This is a genomic window from Flavobacterium sp. (genome assembly GCF_046155325.1).
Lineage (GTDB): Bacteria > Bacteroidota > Bacteroidia > Flavobacteriales > Flavobacteriaceae > Flavobacterium.
The window spans coordinates 1-20403 of record NZ_JBJXDQ010000010.1 but is presented as its reverse complement, the minus strand read 5'-3'; the positions used below and the strand labels follow the sequence as shown (position 1 = coordinate 20403).

General features: G+C 33.4%; 18 protein-coding genes. 8 read left to right on the top strand and 10 right to left on the bottom strand.

What is annotated here, in order from left to right; translation table 11 throughout:
• Positions 1-34: 34 nt before the first annotated feature.
• The 4 genes from ACKVOD_RS01050 to ACKVOD_RS01035 all read left to right on the top strand — a co-directional run bounded on the left by ACKVOD_RS01050 (position 35) and on the right by ACKVOD_RS01035 (position 3181).
• On the top strand, positions 35-556 hold the full coding sequence (locus tag ACKVOD_RS01050; RefSeq protein ID WP_409207628.1) for an ORF6N domain-containing protein: 522 nt from the start codon (positions 35-37) through the stop codon (positions 554-556).
• Between the two features lie 93 nt (positions 557-649).
• Complete coding sequence (locus ACKVOD_RS01045) at positions 650-1183, top strand: GNAT family N-acetyltransferase (RefSeq protein WP_409207627.1); 534 nt, start codon at positions 650-652, stop codon at positions 1181-1183.
• A 10-nt stretch (positions 1184-1193) separates the two neighbouring features.
• On the top strand, positions 1194-2234 hold the full coding sequence (mltG, locus tag ACKVOD_RS01040) for an endolytic transglycosylase MltG (RefSeq protein ID WP_409207626.1): 1041 nt from the start codon (positions 1194-1196) through the stop codon (positions 2232-2234).
• Between the two features lie 311 nt (positions 2235-2545).
• A complete protein-coding gene (locus ACKVOD_RS01035; RefSeq protein ID WP_409207625.1) occupies positions 2546-3181 on the top strand; it encodes a peptidoglycan-binding protein LysM in 636 nt (211 codons plus the stop codon).
• A 59-nt stretch (positions 3182-3240) separates the two neighbouring features.
• On the opposite strand, the gene ACKVOD_RS01030 is transcribed toward ACKVOD_RS01035, so the two are convergent.
• The 3 genes from ACKVOD_RS01030 to dnaA all read right to left on the bottom strand — a co-directional run bounded on the left by ACKVOD_RS01030 (position 3241) and on the right by dnaA (position 5934).
• A complete protein-coding gene (locus ACKVOD_RS01030) occupies positions 3241-3963 on the bottom strand; it encodes an SAM-dependent methyltransferase (RefSeq protein WP_409207624.1) in 723 nt (240 codons plus the stop codon).
• Positions 3964-4029: 66 nt separating this feature from the next.
• Positions 4030-4497: a low molecular weight protein-tyrosine-phosphatase gene (locus ACKVOD_RS01025; RefSeq protein WP_409207630.1), complete on the bottom strand. Its 468-nt coding sequence runs from the start codon at positions 4495-4497 to the stop codon at positions 4030-4032.
• A gap of 9 nt (positions 4498-4506) precedes the next feature.
• Entirely contained in the window at positions 4507-5934 is a 1428-nt protein-coding gene (gene dnaA, locus ACKVOD_RS01020; protein WP_409207623.1) for a chromosomal replication initiator protein DnaA, read from the bottom strand.
• 185 nt (positions 5935-6119) lie between these two features.
• Between dnaA and ACKVOD_RS01015 the strand changes: the two genes are divergently transcribed.
• Positions 6120-6524, top strand: coding sequence for an acyl-CoA thioesterase (locus ACKVOD_RS01015; protein ID WP_409207622.1), 405 nt, complete (start codon positions 6120-6122; stop codon positions 6522-6524).
• A gap of 52 nt (positions 6525-6576) precedes the next feature.
• Here the strand turns inward: ACKVOD_RS01015 and ACKVOD_RS01010 are convergent, their stop codons facing one another.
• Genes ACKVOD_RS01010 through ribD form a run of 3 tightly spaced genes read right to left on the bottom strand, consistent with a single transcriptional unit; the run spans position 6577 to position 8859 of the window.
• The gene (locus ACKVOD_RS01010) at positions 6577-7182 is read right to left on the bottom strand and encodes an IMPACT family protein (protein WP_409207621.1); all 606 of its coding nucleotides are present in this window, start codon (positions 7180-7182) and stop codon (positions 6577-6579) included.
• A 32-nt stretch (positions 7183-7214) separates the two neighbouring features.
• A complete protein-coding gene (locus ACKVOD_RS01005) occupies positions 7215-7823 on the bottom strand; it encodes an HAD family hydrolase (RefSeq protein ID WP_409207620.1) in 609 nt (202 codons plus the stop codon).
• On the bottom strand, positions 7816-8859 hold the full coding sequence (ribD, locus tag ACKVOD_RS01000; protein ID WP_409207619.1) for a bifunctional diaminohydroxyphosphoribosylaminopyrimidine deaminase/5-amino-6-(5-phosphoribosylamino)uracil reductase RibD: 1044 nt from the start codon (positions 8857-8859) through the stop codon (positions 7816-7818). Before ribD ends, ACKVOD_RS01005 begins: the two co-directional genes overlap by 8 nt.
• A 102-nt stretch (positions 8860-8961) precedes the next feature.
• On the opposite strand from ribD, the gene ACKVOD_RS00995 reads away from it, so the two are divergent.
• Positions 8962-9450: a GNAT family N-acetyltransferase gene (locus ACKVOD_RS00995; RefSeq protein ID WP_409207618.1), complete on the top strand. Its 489-nt coding sequence runs from the start codon at positions 8962-8964 to the stop codon at positions 9448-9450.
• Positions 9451-9453: 3 nt separating this feature from the next.
• On the top strand, positions 9454-10389 hold the full coding sequence (gene prmC / locus ACKVOD_RS00990) for a peptide chain release factor N(5)-glutamine methyltransferase (protein WP_409207617.1): 936 nt from the start codon (positions 9454-9456) through the stop codon (positions 10387-10389).
• A 27-nt stretch (positions 10390-10416) separates the two neighbouring features.
• Here the strand turns inward: prmC and ACKVOD_RS00985 are convergent, their stop codons facing one another.
• Both ACKVOD_RS00985 and ACKVOD_RS00980 read right to left on the bottom strand, forming a co-directional pair.
• Positions 10417-10554 (bottom strand): four helix bundle protein, encoded by a 138-nt coding sequence (locus ACKVOD_RS00985; protein WP_409207629.1) that lies wholly within the window; start codon positions 10552-10554, stop codon positions 10417-10419.
• 89 nt (positions 10555-10643) lie between these two features.
• Positions 10644-11885, bottom strand: coding sequence for an ABC transporter permease (locus ACKVOD_RS00980; protein ID WP_409207616.1), 1242 nt, complete (start codon positions 11883-11885; stop codon positions 10644-10646).
• A 189-nt stretch (positions 11886-12074) separates the two neighbouring features.
• Between ACKVOD_RS00980 and hisS the strand changes: the two genes are divergently transcribed.
• Positions 12075-13445: a histidine--tRNA ligase gene (hisS, locus tag ACKVOD_RS00975; RefSeq protein WP_409207615.1), complete on the top strand. Its 1371-nt coding sequence runs from the start codon at positions 12075-12077 to the stop codon at positions 13443-13445.
• A gap of 66 nt (positions 13446-13511) precedes the next feature.
• On the opposite strand, the gene ACKVOD_RS00970 is transcribed toward hisS, so the two are convergent.
• Positions 13512-13796, bottom strand: a complete 285-nt coding sequence (locus ACKVOD_RS00970) for a hypothetical protein (RefSeq protein WP_409207614.1) — start codon at positions 13794-13796, stop codon at positions 13512-13514.
• A gap of 86 nt (positions 13797-13882) precedes the next feature.
• The coding region (locus ACKVOD_RS00965) for a LamG-like jellyroll fold domain-containing protein (protein WP_409207613.1) at positions 13883-20403 on the bottom strand (6521 nt) is incomplete at its 5' end.

The following is a 20403-nucleotide window of genomic DNA, read 5'->3' as shown; positions in this document are numbered from 1 at the left end:
GATTGAAATAATTACGAATTAGAAATAAAAGAATATGAGTAATGAGATTCTAATTCCAGATGATATTATCAGCAGTAAAATTTACTTGATAAGAAACCAAAAAGTAATGTTAGATAAAGATTTATCGGAACTTTATGCAGTAGAAACGAAACAATTAAAAAGACAGGTTCGTAGAAATTTGGAAAGGTTTCCAGAGGATTTTATGTTTGAACTTAGTCAACAAGAATTCGATAACTTGAGGAGCCAATTTGGCACCTCAAGTTGGGGAGGTTCAAGATATATGCCTATGGCTTTTACAGAACAAGGGGTAGCAATGTTGTCGAGTGTTCTTAACAGTCCAACTGCGATAAAAGTCAATATACAAATTATACGTGTCTTTACCAAAATTAGAGAAATGCTTACTGACACGTTGAGTCTGAAATTGGAAATCGAAGAAATCAAAAAGAAACTTTCTAATCATACACAAAATATTGAACTAGTATTTAACTATCTTGACGAACTAATTGATAAAAAAGAAAATACAGAACCAAGAAAGAAAATCGGTTATAAAAACTAATTAATACCAGCAGTATTTGTGTTTAAATATGTGATTGATGTTGAAGCAAAATTGTAATATTCAACTTCCAACTTCCAACCTCTAACTTCTCAAATGATAACTTTAAAAGGCGACACTATTTATCTCCGAGCACTTGAACCCAATGATTTGGAGTTTGTGTATGCTATGGAAAACGACCAAAGTATTTGGGAAGTCAGTAATACCCAGACGCCTTACAGTCGGTTTTTGGTCAAGCAATACCTCGAAAATGCCCAACAAGATATTTATGAAGCCAAGCAATTGCGATTGGCGATTTGTCAAGACCAAGATTTTCCAGCCATTGGATTAATTGATTTATTTGATTTTGACCCAAAGAATAATAGGGCAGGAGTGGGCATTGTAATTCAAGGACAAGGAAATAGAAACCAAAATATTGGTTCTGAAGCTTTAGAACTCTTGATTCACTATTCCTTTTATAATCTCAATTTACATCAATTATATGCTAATATTAGCACCGAAAATTTGGCGAGTATCGCTCTTTTTTCTAAATTTGGATTCGAAGAAATAGGCACTAAAAAAGATTGGATTTTAGTCAACGGCAGCTATAAAGATGAGGCTGTTTTTCAATTAATTAATAACAAATTTTAAAATTTTAGTTTTGAACTTAAAAAAAATCATTTCAATAGTTGCTGTTGCCTTTATATCCGGATTACTAATTTACGGATTTATACTTTCACAACAAATTTTTTCAGATAACACGAAATTTACTGAAAAGGAAGTATATGTTCATATACCAACAGGAGCCAGTTATGAGGATGTAAAAAGAATAATTACGCCATTGGTTAAAGATATTAGCCATTTTGAAATAGTTGCCGAAAAAAGAAATTATCCTGAGAACGTTAAACCAGGACGTTTTTTGTTTACTAACGGAATGAATAGTTTTGAGCTGGTACAAAGTATTCGTTTGAACGTTCCCGTTGATTTAGCTTTCAATAATCAAGAGCGATTAGAGGATTTTGCAGGGCGAATAGGTTCTCAAATAGAAGCAGATAGTTTGTCGTTGCTAACATCAATCAAAGATTCTATTTTTTTGAAAGAGAATGGGTTTACCGATGAGAATGTTTTGTCTATGTTTATTCCGAACACCTATGAAATTTATTGGAATACGTCTGCTACTAAATTTAGAGACAAGATGATCAAAGAATACCGTAAATTTTGGACTAAGGAACGAATTAAAAAAGCCAAACAACAAGGTTTAAACCCGATTGAAGCTACAATTTTAGCCTCGATTGTTCACAAAGAATCAGTTAAGAAAGACGAAAGACCAAGAATTGCGGGAGTTTATCTGAACCGTTTGAAAATAGAAATGCCACTACAAGCCGATCCAACGGTTATTTTTGCGATTAAAAAGAAATCGAATGATTTTACCCAAGTAATCAAGAGGGTGTTTTATAATGATTTGTTTTTAAATTCTCCATACAATACCTACAAAGTTGTTGGACTTCCGCCAGGGCCTATCGCTATGCCTGATATTACAGCACTTGAAGCGGTATTAAATCCTGAAAAAAACAATTTTATTTATTTTTGTGCCAGCGTTGATCGTTTTGGGTATCACGAATTTGCTGCTACTTTGCCTGAACACGATCTAAATGCCAAGAAATACTCCGACTGGATAAACAGTCAAGGTGTAAAAAGATAAAAATCAAGTTTAAAACTTCCTATTTTATAGCTAAATCAGATTTTTTTTAATTAAAAAATTTTGATTTAAAGGGTTATTTTTGTCTTAAATTGATCAAAATTATTCTTTTTACACCCCTTTTTTTGACAAATTTTTATAAGAAGTAGATTTCTGTAAGCTATTATAAATACTAGGGCTCCGAAAGTTTTTTGAAATCGATCGAATCGTCCTTAATGTAAGTTTAACAGCTTGATTATCAGATTTATGAATTATTGCGTATATTTGCACGCAGAAATTTCTTAACGGGACAGCGTTTTGAAGAAAAACAATTTATGATAAATAAGTGGTCTTTTTATACCAGTTTGACTATTATTATAGCTTTTTTAAGCTCCGGTTTTAAACCTTTCGATTTAGATACCAACCGATGGTTTCTTACAAAAAATACCGATGGAACACACTACCAATATCCATCGAAAACTCAAAATGAATATACAACTATTGGTGTTCCTTTTACTGGAAAATTCTTTATAGGTTTCAAAGAGACAATTGCTTTCAAAGAGTCTCAAGGTCAATACCGAAAAGTTAATTCATTGGGGTATATGGGTAAATACCAATTTGGTGCGGAAACACTTAAAACAATTGGAATTCATGATTGTAATTCGTTTTTGAATAATCCTAAATTACAAGAAAAAGCTTTTGTAGCACTATTGGCCAAAAACAAATGGTTGTTACAAGACGAGATTGACATATATGAAGGTAGGTTGATCAACGGAATAAAAATTACAGAGTCCGGAATATTAGCTGCTGCTCATTTAGGTGGCGCTGGATCTGTAAAAAAATATTTCAGAAGTAATGGTAAAAGATATTTAAGAGATGCTTATGGAACATCGGTAAGAAGTTATTTGGAAGATTATAGCGGCTATGAAACTTCTTTTATTATAGCCAATAATAATGCTAGAGTGAATTAGTAGATTTTAAAATAATAATTAAGGCTGTCTCAAATTATTATTGAGACAGCCTTTTTTATTTACATTTTATGAATGATAAAAATAGCTGGACGATTATGTAAATCAACTTTTATTTTTTTCCATTCCGAAGCTCTCATTGTTTTTATGAATTCAGTAGGCAAGGTGATGTCTGCGGCAATACATAAGTAAGTGGCTTGATTTATGGCTTGCAAAATATCTTCAAGCATTTTGTTATTCCTAAAAGGAGTTTCAATAAAAATTTGAGATTGGTTTTTATCCTGTGACAATTTCTCTAAATTTTTTAAAGCTATTTTTTTTTCAGATTTATCAATGGGTAAATAACCATTGAAGGTAAAACTCTGTCCATTCATTCCAGAAGCCATTATGGCTAAAAGAATGGATGATGGCCCTACTAACGGTACCACTTGTATTCCTTTTTCGTGGGCTAATTTAACTATCACAGCACCAGGATCAGCTACGCCAGGACAACCAGCTTCGCTCATTAATCCTATATTCTTTCCTTCAAGGCAAGGTTGAATCATTTTGGCATGTTCTGAAACTTCGGTGTGTTTGTTTAATGTGCTTAACCTTAGTGAGGATTGTATTTTTTCGGGGAGAACATTTTTTATAAATTTTCGCGCTGTTTTTTCATTCTCAACAATATAATCGTCAATAAATTCAACCGTTCTTTTTATAGTAATTGGTAATACTTCTTCAGGATTACTCTCTCCTAAAGTAGTAGGGATGAGGTATAGTTTTCCTTTTAAAGTAGTTGGTTTCATAAAGAGGTAATTGATAAAGAAACAGTTTTAGTAAACTAAAAAAAGAAAACGGAATTTATAAATGAATTAGGTGTGTTTCTGTATTAATTTTTCGGCAATGATATCACATGCTTCATCCAGCATTTTATAAACGGAGTCAAAACCATTTTGTAAACCATAATAAGGATCTGGAACGTCTACATTTTCATTGGGGAATAATTCATTTAAGATGAGTTCCACTTTTACTTTTTGGTCATTATTTTTCGCTAATTCAACAACATCATGATAATTAGAATTGTCCATCACGTAGATGTAATCAAAATCTTCAAAATCAGAAACTTTAAATTGTCTTCCTTTTTGTTTTGAAATATCTAGTTGATGTTTTTTTGCTGTAAGTATGGAGCGTTCATCAGGAGAATGTCCAATATGCCATGAACCTGTTCCAGCAGAATCAACTTTAAATTTAGTTTTTGGAAGCTTTGAAGCTAAAATACCCTCGGCCAGGGGTGACCGACAAATATTTCCTAAACAAACCATGACTATTTTAATGGGGATCATTCGCGTTTACAGCGTTAATTTTTTATGAATATCTTCGACAAATTTTTTGAATTGTTTGTCGGTAGCTACTAGGTTGTCAACCGTTTTACAAGCGTGTAATACGGTAGCATGATCACGATCACCAATTTGAGAACCAATATTAGCAAGAGATGCTTTGGTGAACTTTTTGGCAAAAAACATGGCTAATTGTCGCGCCTGAACAATATGTCTTTTTCTAGTTTTAGATTGAAGCGTTTCTAAATCTAATTGGAAATAATCGGAAACTATTTTTTGAATGTAATCAATAGAAATTTCACGTTTTACATTTTTAACAAATTTTTCAACGACATTTTTGGCAAGTTCTAGCGTTACTTCTTTTTTATTAAATGAAGATTGAGCAATCAGTGATATGATAGCTCCTTCCAGCTCTCTTACGTTTGATTTAATATTTCGAGCTACATATTCTATAATTTCTTCAGGAATTTCAACGCCATCACGATACAAAATGTTTTTGAGTATTGAAATTCTAGTTTCGTAATCGGGCTGGTGCAATTCTGCTGACAATCCCCATTTAAAACGAGACAAAAGTCTTTGTTCAATATCCTGCATATCAACAGGAGCTTTGTCAGATGTTAATATAACCTGTTTGCCATTTTGATGCAGGTAATTGAATATGTGAAAAAACACATCTTGAGTCCCTGTTTTTCCTGAAAGGAATTGAACGTCATCAATAATTAATACATCAATTAATTGATAAAAATGAATAAAATCATTTCTATTATTTTTTTTGACTGAGTCAATATATTGTTGGGTGAAAATCTCTGCAGAAATATAAAGAACCGTTTTTTCTGGATATTTATCTTTGATTTCAACACCAATAGCATGTGCTAAATGGGTTTTTCCTAAACCTACGCCGCCAAAAATCAGCAAAGGATTAAAAGAGGTGCCACCCGGTTTATTGGCGACAGCCATTCCTGCTGAACGTGCTAATCTATTTGAATCGCCTTCTAGAAAATTGTCAAAACTATAGTTGGCATTAAGTTGAGATTCGATTTTTAAATTTCTGATTCCAGGAATTACAAAAGGATTTTTTAATTCTGGATTTAAATTTTTAAAGGGAGCATCTACTTCTTGTGGTTTCATTGAAACCCGATTAGAACTTGGTATTTGTTCGGTAAAGGGTTGTTTATTTCCATAAGTGTTCTCCATTTTAATTTTATAGAGTAACTTTGCGTTTTTTCCGAGTTCTTTGGTTAATGCAACTTTTAATAATTTAACGTAGTGTTCTTCTAGCCATTCATAGAAAAATTTACTAGGAACTTGAATATATAATGCGTTATCGGTAAGTTCAACTGATTTGATAGGTTCGAACCAAGTTTTATACGCTTGATCCTGAATATTGTCTTTTATAAAAGACAAACAGTTTTCCCATACTGATTGAGCAGTTTTGTTCATATATTGGTTAAATTTTATGGTTTTTATTCTAATTTATTGTAAAAAAAAGAGGTTGAAATTTTCTTATTTTTCGGGATAACAAATATGTGAACAATAATCTGTAAAAAAAAATTTTTTACATGTAAATTTTATAAAATATTTTTGTATAGGGCTTTTTTTAATTTAATTTTTTAAATAATAATTTAATGGAAATTCATCAGGTTCAAATTCGAGTTCGCTATTCAGAAACTGATCAAATGCAAGTCGTTTATCATGGTAATTACGCTCAATATTTTGAGATTGGAAGGGTTGAATGGCTTAGAAATAAAGGAATTTCTTATAAATGGATGGAAGATAACGGCATTATGCTTCCTGTGGTTTCATTAACTATGAATTATAAAAAACCAGCACGTTATGATGAACTCTTAACCTTAAAAACAATCTTTAAAATACTCTCAACTGTCAAGATTGAATTTGATTATGAATTGTATAATGATAAGGGGGAGTTATTAACAACAGGCAATTCAATATTGGTATTTGTAGATATGAAATCTGGTCGACCAATTGCTCCTCCAGCGTATATTTCTGAGCTATTAAAAACACTATATTAATCATGGTGTTTTGTTGTGAAATAATTGATAAAATGCTTTTTTTTTGAGCTATTTATAAAACGCTTTTTATTGCTATTTCAAACATAGAATCAAAAATTTCGAAAACTATCGGTGCATTTTTTTTTCGAACAATTATTTCAATTTCACAACTGAAGTCCATTTTCTGATTTTTAATTTCGATTTTCTTTTCTTTTATAACTCGCATCACTTTGTTTATGTTTTTGTAATCAAAAGAAATAACATAATGAATGTTTACGGTCTTTTCGATAATTTCACATGATTCAAGTGTTAATTGAGCTGTGGTTTTATAAGCAGAAATTAAACCACCCACACCTAATTTTATTCCGCCAAAAATCCTGACTACTACAATTAAAATATTAGTCAATGAAAAAGACTGGATTTGTCTGTAAATGGGTATTCCAGCAGTATTACTTGGTTCGCCATCATCGATGGCTCTATAAAGTATGGTTTCAGTACCTAATTGATAGGCGTAACAATAATGAACGGCATGTGGATGTTGTTTTCGTAATGTTTCGAGGATGGATTTTAGCTCAGTTTCAGATTCAAGAGGAAAAGCATAGCCATAGAATGTACTGCTTTTTTCTTTGTATATAATCTCTGAAGAACTATATGCAATGGTTTTGTAGGTGTCTTCCAATTGATTTAAACCTTAATTTGACTCTGAATTTGTTATAAAGGCAATTCTTTTTTTGAAAATAAGTCAATAACATCTTCTTCGCCTACTTTTAAATTCCAAACATGAATCCCTAATGATAATGCGGCGTCGGTATTTTCTTTTTTATCATCAACAAATAAGGTGTGTTTCGCAATTAAATTGTGCTGTGCCAATATGTAATTATAAATTTCAAGATCAGGTTTTCTCATTGCCATTTCAAATGAAAAATAAATTTTTTCAAAGCATTGGTAAAAATCACTATAAAAAGAAATTCCATTTTCCCTTTCAAAGGTTTCAATATGGATAGAATCGGTATTGCTTAATAAAAACAGTTTGTACTTTTTGGACAGTTTTTGTAAAAATTCCAATCTCTTTAAAGGAAAATCTAGAAGAACAGCATTCCAAGCTAAAGTTATTTCTTCAATAGATCCCATTGGAGCATGTTGCTGTAATCCAAACAGAAAATTTTCAGTTGAGATTTGTCCTTTTTCAAAAGATATATTGAGTTGGTTCAAATCTTCATTCCAATCAGACATACCTAATTTTTTAAGACCATCAAGGGTTGCTTGTTTGTCTAAATTTATAAAAATATCGCCAAAATCAAAAATGATAGTATTAATCATGATTTCTTGAAATTAGTAGTGAATCGTTTAGAATTGAATGTTTCTCATTTTTTAGCAAAGCAATACTTGGTGCTTTTGTTCCGTTTTTAAGGAGTACATTTCCAACAAATATTCTTGCTTCATCCCAAAGGTTTTCATCAATAAAAGTCTGTAACGTTTGTCGGCCACCTTCAATAATAATCGATTGAATTTGGTGTTTATGCAATACGTTGAGTATTTCTTGTGTGATATTTTGTTTAAAATCGATTACCTCAAAGATACTATTTTCTTCAATATTAGTATTTTCCAATTGAGAAAAAATAATAGTTTTTATTTTGTTATCATATACATGACTGTCTTTCGGAATACGATTATTTTGATCTAAAATTATTCTAACAGGATTATTGCCTGTCCAATCTCTAATATCTAGTTTTGGATTGTCATCAATCACAGTTCGCGTTCCTACAAGTATAGCTTGTTCTTCGCTTCGCCATTTGTGTACCAATTGACGCGAAAATTCATTAGTAATCCAAACGGGTTTTTGTTCTAATTTTGCTAATGGTGCAATAAAACCATCTTGACTTTCTGCCCATTTCAAAATGATATAAGGTCTTTTCTTTTGATGGAATGTAAAAAAACGCTTATTTAGCTCTAAACATTCTGATTCTAAAACCCCCACAATTACATTTGCACCCGATTTAATTATTTTTTTAATACCGTTTCCAGCTACTTTTATGTTGGGGTCTCCTATACCAATAACTACATTTGGTATTTTATAGTCAATAATTAAATCACAACAAGGAGGGGTTTTTCCTAAATGACTACAAGGTTCTAAGCTTACATAAATAGTCGATTTTTCTAGTAGTGATTTATCTTTTACTGAATTTATAGCATTGACTTCTGCGTGGGGTTCTCCTGATTTTTTGTGCCAGCCTTCGCCAATAATTTCACCATCACATACAATAATGCTTCCCACCATTGGATTTGGATAGGTGGTTCCTAAACCATTTTTTGCTAATTCTATGCAACGGAGCATGTATTTTTCATGGGTTTTCATAGATACAAAAGTACTGATTTTTGTGTTTAGGATTTTGTTTTGAATCTATGGATTATTCTGCTAAACAATATCTATTTTTGTATTCTAAATTGACGCTTAAAAATGGAAAACTGGAGCATCAGAAAAATCGAAAAGAAGGACAATGCTGCTGTTGCAAAAATAATACGAACTGTCTTTGATGAATTGAATATTTCAAAAGTAGGAACTGCATATGCTGACCCGTATTTGGATTTGATGTTTGAGGCATATAATAAGTCAAAATCAGCGTATTTTGTGGTCGAAAATAACGGTATTATCCTAGGAGGAGCAGGAATTGCACCCTTAGAAAACGAAGCCGAAACCATTTGTGAATTGCAAAAAATGTATTTCCTTCCTGAAGTTCGCGGTTTTGGAATTGGAAGCCAAATAATGGATAAATGTTTGCAAGCTGCCAATGATTTTGGTTACGAAAAATGTTACCTCGAAACAATGCCTTTTATGAATGACGCCCAGAAACTCTACAAAAAAGTAGGTTTTGAATTTATTTGTTCGCCAATGGGAAGTACAGGTCACGTTTCTTGTCTAGTATGGATGTTAAAGGAATTAAGTTAACTTATGAGTGCAAAAATTAAAGATTACAGAGTCCAATTCATTCAAGAACTTATTCCAATTTATGGTGAAGACGAAGCAGAGAGTTTTTTCTATTTGGTTTTAGAAGATAAAAATCAATTAAAAAGGCTTGACTTAGCTTTGAATCCTAGTTTAACTTTTTTGGAAGATGAAATTTTAATATGGGATTTTATATTAAAAGAGCTAAAAAATCAGAAACCAATTCAATATATCTTGGGCAAAACGAGTTTTTATGGATTAGAATTTGAAGTCAATGAAAATGTACTCATACCAAGACCAGAAACCGAGGAATTGGTGCAATGGATTATTCAAGGTCAGAGGAGGGAAGAAGGAAGTCAGAAGTTAGAAGTTGGAAGCCACAGCCCAAAAATCTTAGATATTGGAACGGGTAGTGGTTGCATAGCGATTGCTTTGGCAAAAAACCTAGAAAAAGCCTCTGTTTTTGCAATAGATGTTTCGGAAAAGGCTTTGGCTACAGCCCAAAAAAACGCACAAAACAATAATATAGAAGTAAATTTTGCTAATGTTGATATTTTAAAAATCAACGATTTACAACAGCTTCCCTCTCACCACTTCCCACTTCCCACTTCCATCTCTCAACTTCCGACTAAATTCGATATTATTGTCTCAAATCCTCCATATGTTCGTGAATTGGAAAAACTAGAAATTAAAAAAAATGTTTTGGACAACGAACCTCATTTAGCACTTTTTGTAGCAGATAATGAGCCGCTTATTTTTTATAGAAAAATCGGTGCATTAGCACAAAAAAACCTATCCGAAAACGGGCAACTATTTTTCGAAATCAATCAGTTTTTAGGAAAAGAAATGATAGAATTACTCGAAAAAATGAATTTCAAAAACATTGAATTGCGTAAAGATATATACGGAAATGATAGAATGATTAAGGCAGAATTCAGGTAGCAGATTTCAGAAATTATGAAATAAAATTCAGGTTGATTCGACAATATTTACGGAAACACTTTTTGATAAACGACTAATCTGTTCTGTTAAAGAATATTTTTCTTCAATTGGAAAAGCTTTTGAAAAATGAAAAATGGTCTTTCCAAGTTCAAATGATTTTTTTATATGCCAATAAATCTTGAAATCTCATATTAGTTGATATAAAGTCAAGTAATTTATATGAATTCTGCTACCTGAATTCTAAAATCTGTCTTTTATTCATACCGCAATGCCTCAATTGGGTCTAAAACAGCTGCTTTTATGGCTGGATATAAACCTGATATAATGGCAACAGCAAAACTGGTTGCAAAAGCAGCCATTATAGCAACCCAGGGTATCACAAATACAAAACCGATTGCAGATGCAATGGCAAATCCAATGCCTATTCCGAAAATAATTCCAATAATGCCACCCATTTGTCCAATAAGTATGGTTTCTATAAAAAACTGATAGGCGATAGTGGTTTTTTTAGCACCTAATGCTTTCCGTACTCCAATTTCTCTGGTTCTTTCTGTTACAGAAACAATCATAATATTCATCAAAGCAATAGAAGATCCTATAATCGTAATAATACCAATTATCCAAGAAGCAATTCCAAGATATTTTGTGATACCAAGAATTTTGTTAATCAGGTCATCACTACGAACAATCGCAAAGTTATTGTCTTTTACTGGATTTAATTTTCTAACAGTTCTCATCGTACTAATTGCATTGTCAATAGCTTGATCCAAAATTTCTTTTTTGGAGGTCATAATACTTATGGAATAATTAATTTGTGGAGCGGTAAATAATGAGCGTGCTACTTGAATAGGAATTAATACTCTTAAATCTTGTTTGTTTCTAAAAGAAGACCCTTTTTCTTTCAAAACTCCAATTACCTTAAATTTTGCTCCACGAATAGCGATAATTTTGTCAATTGGGTTTACGTTTTTTAATAATCCTTTTTGAAAATCGGAGCCAATAATACAGTTATACGTATTGTTTTGGATGTCAAATTCATTAAAATTTCTCCCTAAGCTAGCTTCTAAACCTGAGTTACTCATAAAAAATTCGTCGACGCCAAACACTGAGTTTTCGGGGTCAGTTTTATCTGCGTCGAATTTTATTTCGGCTGTAGCAGTTGCTCTAAAAGAGATTGAAGTTTTGGTTAGTGGAAAATTATATTTTTTTTTGAATGCTATTGCTTCTGGATAAGAAATTTTAGGATTAACTATTTTTCTTTCCTCTCCACTATGTTTTTGAAACGTGTTTTCATATTGATTAATATTGAATGTATTTGCTCCCATGGAAGCAAAATCAGTTGAAATAGTGTTTTCTAATGCTGAAACAACCGTTAGTATTCCAACCAAAGCAGTTATACCAATAGCAATAATTAATATGGTAAGAATGGTTCGCAATAATTGGGATCTAATAGAACCTATTGCGATTCTCACGTTCTCTAAAAATAGTTTAAACATAGTTTTAGTTTGACACGAAATTACTGTTTTTGTTACAAGTTTGCGATAAAAGATGTGATATTTGCTGTAAAAAATAGATATTTGCAGGGAGAAATTTAAGATTTAATAATTTAGATTTTAGATTTTCTAAATGAAACAAGATTTTGGATTTACTAATCTGCAATCTAAAATTTGCAATCTAAAATAAAAATGGCTCAAAAACCAAGCATTCCAAAAGGGACAAGAGATTTTTCACCTGCTGAGGTGGCAAAACGACAGTATATTATTTCGATTATAAAAAGTAATTTCGAGAAATTTGGTTTCCAACCTATAGAAACCCCTTCGTTCGAAAACTCCGAAACCTTGATGGGAAAATACGGTGAAGAAGGCGATCGATTAATTTTTAAGATATTGAATTCGGGGGATTATTTAGATAAAGTTTCAGGTGAAGAACTACAAACCATAAACGCTAAACAACTAACAGGAAAAATATCCGAAAAAGCCCTCCGCTACGACTTAACCGTTCCTTTTGCACGTTACGTTGTGCAACACCAAAACGAAATTGAGTTTCCGTTTAAGCGGTACCAAATACAACCTGTTTGGAGAGCAGATCGCCCACAAAAAGGGCGTTTTCGAGAATTTTTTCAGTGCGATGCCGATGTAGTAGGATCAAATTCATTGTGGCAAGAAGTAGAATTGGTTCAATTATATGATTCTGTATTCACCCAATTAGGATTAGAAGGAGTAACTATTAAAATCAATAATCGAAAAATTCTCTCTGGAATAGCCGAGGTTATTGGAGCTCAAGACAAATTAATCGATTTTACAGTTGCCTTAGATAAACTCGACAAAATAGGCGAGGAGGGTGTAAAAAAAGAAATGATCGAAAAAGGAATCTCGGAATCGGCAATAGAAAAAGTGCAGCCTTTATTTCATTTTACGGGAGCTATTTCGGAGAAAATAAGTAGGCTTTCTAGTTTATTAGCTAAATCCGAAGAAGGGATGAAAGGTGTTAAAGAATTGCAATTTATTTGTGAAACTGTGGCGAATTTAGGTTTAAATAGTGCTGTTTTAGATTTGGATGTAACACTCGCACGAGGATTAAATTATTATACGGGCGCTATTTTTGAGGTGGCACCACCAAAAAAAGTTGCCATGGGTTCTATTGGCGGTGGGGGAAGATATGATGATTTGACTGGGATTTTCGGCTTGAAAGATATGAGTGGTGTAGGGATTTCCTTTGGTTTGGATCGAATTTATTTGGTTATCGAGGAGTTGGGTTTATTCCCGGAAACTGTAACTTCTACGTCAAAAGCCTTGTTTATTAATTATGGCGAAAAGGAAGCGTTTTATGCGATGAAAGCCATTACAAAACTGCGCAGTTTTGGAATAAAAGTAGAATTATATCCGGATAATGTTAAGGTGGGAAAACAGTTTCAATATGCTGACAAACGCGGGATTCCATTTGCGGTAATAGTAGGAGAAACTGAAATGATTGAAGCTAAATTTGCCTTAAAAAATTTAGTTACCGGAACTCAAGAATTATTAGATTTTGAAGCTTTGAAAAAAGCATTGAATTAATTTTTACTATTATAACAAGAAACGTCCCGAATATCTCGGGACGTTTCTTGTTATAATACATTCAAATTAGTGTTTTTTAGCGCAACATTTTTTGCCTTCTGTTTTCTCTTCAGTAGAACATTTTTTATCGTCTTTTTTGCATTTCGAATTATCCTTAGCATTGCATTTTTTGCCTTCGGCTTTGCATTTTTCTTTGCAAATTGCAATTTCTTCCTTTGTCATTTTTTTTGAATGCGCGTCATGACTTGAGCATGATTTTTCTGGTTTTTCTTGTGCGATAGTTGTTGTTTCTTGCGCACTTATATTTAGTGTGAAAAGAACAATGGCAAGAAAAGTAAGTATGTTTTTCATTTTTATTGGGTTTAATAATTGACCTAAAGGTAAATAAATGGGTATTTAAATTTTGATTTGTGTAGTTAATCTTTCCTTAATGATTTTTAATTTACAATAAATTTCTTGCTAATGCTTCCATTTGAGGTTTTAATTTTTGCAATATAAACCCCAGCACTGATACTTTTGATAGGCAATTGAATATTTTTTTGGTCTTGATTTTCCACTTTCATTGAAGCTATATTTTGACCCAGTAAGTTATAAATAATCACTTTTTCGACAGTTAAATCTAGCATGTTATTATTAATTACAAGCCTGTTTTCTTCTTTGATATGTTTAATCTGTATTGCGTCAGTTTCTAACATATTATCATCATTACTCAGGGCTTTACTATTTATAAAACGTAATGAGAATCGAGTATGATTTGTTCCTGCCGGAAGGTTTACTTCAAATTTTTCATATCGAATATCATGGTAACTGTCATTTAATTTATCATAAATATAAATTTCTTGATCTTGGTCAAAATTTTCAACAGCATCAATTATAAATGAAACGGGTCCTTCTACTGCTGTTTTTACGCCTAATGTGTAGATTGAATCTACATCAAAAAAGCCTTCTCCTTGAATAACCAATTGATTTTCTCCGTTTAAAAAATACATGTCATTAGGGTAGTTGTCAAAATTCAAAGCATCATAACCTATATCGATTCCACTCGTGGCCTTTTCATTCATAAATCCTAATAATAATTGTCGATGGTAATTATTATTTGAATTGAATCCTAAACGTATTCTCATATAGGTGTCAATTTCTTCAGAATCTACTTCAATTTTATTTTGAATTGGGCTGTTTAGTTTTTTTGTTGAATCCGTTGTTTTGAATAGAGTATTAGATATGCCAGATTCATTTTCTTTGTAAAAGCCTCTTTGTTCATTGTTGTAAGTTATTGTTCCGCCCGAACCTATTTTTCCATTTACAAAAAAGCTTTGTCCTACAGGTATAAATTGGTTTGGTATTTTTGAACTTGAACCTCTACCACTAATTAAAGCTGGCGCTACAGGCGCAATTCCTCCAGTTAGATTTCGGGTGGCGTAGCCACCTTGATAGTCTCTTAAAATATGAGTGTCATTTGTGGAATAATGTTCCCAAAAATATAGTGTTCCATCTATTGAATTGATATTGTCACTGATAAATTTATTAGCATTAAGTGCTGATGGATATGGGTTTCCTGTCAATAATAATTGATCAGAACTCACAGAATTTGTAGCTATAGTTCCATTGTTTGGTTTGCCTTTGAAAGTGTAGTTTTGATTTGTTGTTGTGGTTCCCGTCCCTTTGAAAATATAACCTTGTCCTACACGTATAGCGTCGTTTTCGGATATTTGAACCCAATTTGCATACGCATTTGAATAGTTATCAAATTTATACAACCAGCGTCTTGCTAAACTTATAGGTGTTGTAGGTGCACCATTTAGACCACCAATCCAGTTGATGTTACGAGGGGTCGATGTTGTTCCATCTTTCATCACGCCACTTACAGAATAATTGGTGTTATTGGTAGTTGAATTTATCGGGCTAACAGGTGAGCTCCAGTAATTATAATTAAAATGATTTTTTTGCCCTTTTTGATCCCGTTCAATATATCCTGAACTTGTAGCATCTAATATACTTTCGCCTATTTGAGCTGCATTGTATTTCTTTTGTAGCAATTGTGATTTACCAACTAAATCTACAAATCCGTCGAGTTTCAAATAATGAGTAATCCACAATCCTTGACCGTTATTGTCTTCGTTTAAAGTTTGAGATGGATTTGCCATAGTTATTTTACCCGATTCCACTTTTAAACCTAAAAGAATAATATCTTGAGCTGTAGAATTGATATCATGTAAGCTTCTTACAATATTCCAATTCACAAATTGTCCATTGATACCAGCGCTATTGGGGTAATTCCATACGGTATTTCCATACGCCCATGGACTAGCAGCAGTAGTGTTGTTCCAATCTCCGTTGCGAACACTATAATAAGGGAGTGGGGCTGTTTGAGACTCCGAGGATGTTATATTTTTTAATTTTCCATTAGCACCAAGTCCAAAACTAGGGTTTAGATACCCACAACTTGTTTGATCCATTCTGTAATATCCTTTCAAATTAGACCATAAAAGTCCGTAAATAGGCATTGGAATTACTTCGCCATAAACGACATTGTTTCCTGTGGTTTGTTCTTTTATTTCTTGGTTCATCATCTGATGAATTTGTTCTTCGTTAAGGGCTACATTCCAAATTTTAAATTCATCTATCCATCCATTAAAATAATTAACAGGGGTGTTTGAGGCATTATTATTCTGATCCATCGCGCCAAGAAAAGATATATTATTATTAGTTATAGGTGCTGTAGCTCCAGATTTTGAAATTATTAATATCCCGTCGATATACAGTTTGTACTCGCTATTTGCATAAGTAACAGCAATATGATGCCATCTGTTTGGGTTAATTTTATTAGGTGAGGTTATGATTCCTGTCCCATTCCAAATAAATGTAACGTAATCATTTTGCACTCTCAAATCATAACCATCTCCAATTCCTACTTTATTAGCATCTCTTTTGGAAAAAATGGTTTGAACATTGGCCGACGAGGCTGTTGTTTTTATCCAAGCTTCAATACTAAAACTTCCATTTAAATCATAATTCGTTTTTTTGAAATCAATATAGTCATTCGTTCCGTCAAAATTTATTTGGGTACAAGCAGAAATCACTATATTTATAGTACTAGTACATACACCTACTTTCCAATTTAATACATAACTCCCAACTTCTCCTGTGAATATGGCATTTGGATCATTTACATTTGATAAAGTTCCAGCTCCACAAGTACTTGATCCAATTATTGTCCATGTGCCTAAAGTGTTAGTTCCAAGGTCGCCACAATTTGTACAATTAGTAGGTAGTGTATAGGATCCTTTTGCAGCGTTTTGAATAGCCGTCTTAGTGTTGTCATAAGCGTTTAATTGCACTGTGTTAGTGCCACAAACATCTGGGGTTAAGGTGATGTTGCTACCAGCATAAGCGTAATCTACATTTACTTGAGCTATAGAAGTTCCTGACTCGCTATAAGACCTACATCCATCTACTAAAACAGTTGATCCATATGTATGTTTACCAGGAGATTGAGGAGTAAACGTATAAGATGTTTCTAATTGTCCTTGTGATAAAGCTGGAATTCCAGGAGTTCCAATTCCATCGGTCCATTCTATAATGTCTAGTTTTGGTTTTACGGGGATAGTAATACCGTCCATAGCCCACACACTTTTATTATCAGTTCCTCTAAAAGTCCACTTGATTCGTACATTTGTATTGCCTAAATAGGCTGTTAATGGAATCGAGGTATTGTCATTTTTAAAGTTATACTGTGATGCTGTTGCCCCCACTTTTTGTGCTGCGGTAACATTGGGATCAGTATACCACTGAAGAATAGGTTGGTAAGGAGTATGTAAAGATCTCAATACACTATACGTTGAACCTCCATCGATTGAAACATATATTATGCCAGTATCTCCAGTAGCAAAATAATAGGCTTGATCAAAATCAACAGATGCAGAACTCATATTTGCCAAACTAAAAATAGGGGATTCTAATGTTGTTGGGTTGGCTCCTGTATATTTATCGTTTCCTGTAGTGATAGTTTGATTTCCAGAGCTAATGGTAAATTTATTTTCTTGACTATCATATCCAATGCTTCCAAATGTTTGGTTATTTGTTCCTGACCAATTTCTAGGTTTTGTGCTATTCCCTCCAGCGGTAAAATCACCCGGACTTCCATCAACTAACCAAGATTTTGGATCTTGAGTATTCAGCTGACCTACATTAAAATCACCCCCTTTTCCAGCTATAGCATCTTCTTGTACAGTATAGCCTTTACGTGCCATTAGAGTAATCTGTTGGTTTAAACAAATATTGTATAATGTTTGATCCAATACCGGCGGAAGATCTGCAGGTAAAGCTCTTACATAAAAACTACTTGAATATTGATAACAGTTACCTACTCTTATTAAAGCTCTATAATAAGTAGATTCGGTTGTTTCTGCATAAAAAGTAACGGTATATGAATTTGTAGTATTAGAGATTATTGTCCAAATTGGATTTCCTACTTTAAACTTTTCCCATTGAACAATTGTTCCTGTTTGTCCTGATAAATTCATTTTTATTACGTTCCCTCCAACAGAACAAGAGGTTATGCTTACTTCATTAGTAGCAGTACCAACAGATCCATTAACAGATATATAGCCTTTTACTACCCCTCCATTTATCGTCTCTGAAGTCATAATGATTTTCTGAGTTTGTGTAGAAACGTTGCCGGTTTTATCAGTATAGGTCCAGGTTACATTTGTGGTACCTGTTACATTAATTGGAAATACAATATCAGGAACTCCTGTAATTGTTCCATCACACGTGTCATTGGCTGTAGGGTAAGTTATTTGCGAACTTAATAGTTGACATCCTGTGAAATTTATATTAGGTAAATTTGTTACGTTAGGTACAGCTGCTGCTGTGTCTGTGACAATAATTGTTTGAGAGATATTTTTACTGTTACCTGCAGCATCTGTAAAGTTCCAACCTATGATATAAATACCAGTTTTGGAATATGTAAAAGGTAACGTTATGTCGCTTGTTACTCCTGTTATAGTGCCGCAATTGTCAGGTGAAGTAGGTGCTGTTGAGATTGTAATTGAGCAATTTGCAGACAAGTTAGTTAATGATGTTATTGTAGGAGTTTGATTATCAGTTACGGTAATGGTTTTAGATCCTGAAGTTGTGTTAGAAGTCGCATCAGTCACCGTATAATTAATAGTCGTTATTCCTTTGTTGAAAGTATAGGTTCCTACTTGACCAGCAGTCAAAGTTTTGGTAGTAGCTCCGCTTAAGGTATAGGCAATAGTTGACCCGGTACAATTATCACCAAAAGTTGCATCGGCAACAATTACAGAAGCAGTACAAACGCCAGTATCTGTGTTGACATTTTGATTAGCACCAGCAGTTAGCGTTGGAGCAGTAATATCGGTTACGGTAATGGTTTTAGATCCTGAAGTTGTGTTGGAAGTCGCATCAGTCACCGTATAATTAATAGTAGTTACCCCTTTGTTAAACGTATAGGTGCCTACTTGACCAGAAGTCAAGGTTTTAATGGTTGCTCCGCTTAAGGTATAGGCAATAGTTGACCCGGTACAATTATCATTGAAAGTGGCATCGCTAACCATTACAGAAGCGGTACAAACGCCAGTATCCGTATTGGCTGATTGATTAGCACCAGCAGTTAGCGTTGGAGCAGTAATATCGGTTACGGTAATGGTTTTAGATCCTGAAGTTGTGTTGGAAGCTGCATCAGTTACGGTATAATTGATAGTAGTTACCCCTTTGTTGAACGTATAGGTTCCTACTTGACCAGCAGACAAAGTTTTGGTAGTAGCCCCAGTTAAAGTATAAGCAATAGTAGCCACTGTACAGTTATCACTAAAAGTAGCATCTGTAACTACAACCGAAGCGGTACAAACACCAGCATCAGTAGTATTGGTTTGATTACTTCCAGCAGTAAGCGATGGAGCAATAGTATCGTTTACGGTAATGGTTTTAGATCCTGAAGTTGTATTGGAAGCCGCATCAGTTACCGTATAATTAATAGTCGTTATTCCTTTGTTGAAAGTATAGGTTCCTACTTGACCAGCAGTCAAGGTTTTGGTAGTAGCGCCGCTTAAAGTATAAGTAATAGTTGAACCAGAACAGTTATCGCCAAAAGTTGCATCGCTAACCATTACAGAAGCGGTACAAACGCCAGTATCCGTATTGGCTGATTGATTAGCACCAGCAGTTAGCGTTGGAGCCGTAATATCGGTTACGGTAATGGTTTTAGATCCTGAAGTTGTGTTGGAAGTCGCATCAGTCACCGTATAATTAATAGTAGTTACCCCTTTGTTAAACGTATAGGTGCCTACTTGACCAGCAGTCAAAGTTTTAATGGTTGCTCCGCTTAAGGTATAGGCAATAGTTGACCCGGTACAATTATCAATGAAAGTGGCATCGCTAACAATTACAGAAGCAGAACAAACGCCAGAGTTTGTAGTAGCAGTTTGATTAGCACCAGAAGTAAGAGATGTAGTTTGATTATCAATTACTGTAATAGTTTTAGATCCTGAAGTTGTATTAGAAGCTGCATCAGTCACCGTATAATTAATAGTAGTTACCCCTTTGTTGAACGTATAGGTTCCTACTTGACCAGCAGTCAAAGTTTTGGTAGTAGCTCCGCTTAAGGTATAGGCAATAGTTGAACCAGAACAATTATCAATTAAAGTTGCATCGCTAACCATTACAGAAGCGGTACAAACACCAGTATCTGTATTGGCTGATTGATTAGCACCAGCAGTTAGCGATGGAGCAATAGTATCGTTTACGGTAATGGTTTTAGTTCCAGTAGTTGTGTTAGAAGCTGCATCAGTTACGGTATAATTGATAGTCGTTATCCCTTTGTTGAACGTATAGGTTCCTACTTGACCAGAAGTCAAGGTTTTGGTAGTAGCGCCGCTTAAAGTATAGGCAATAGTTGAACCAGAACAATTATCAATTAAAGTTGCATCGGCAACAA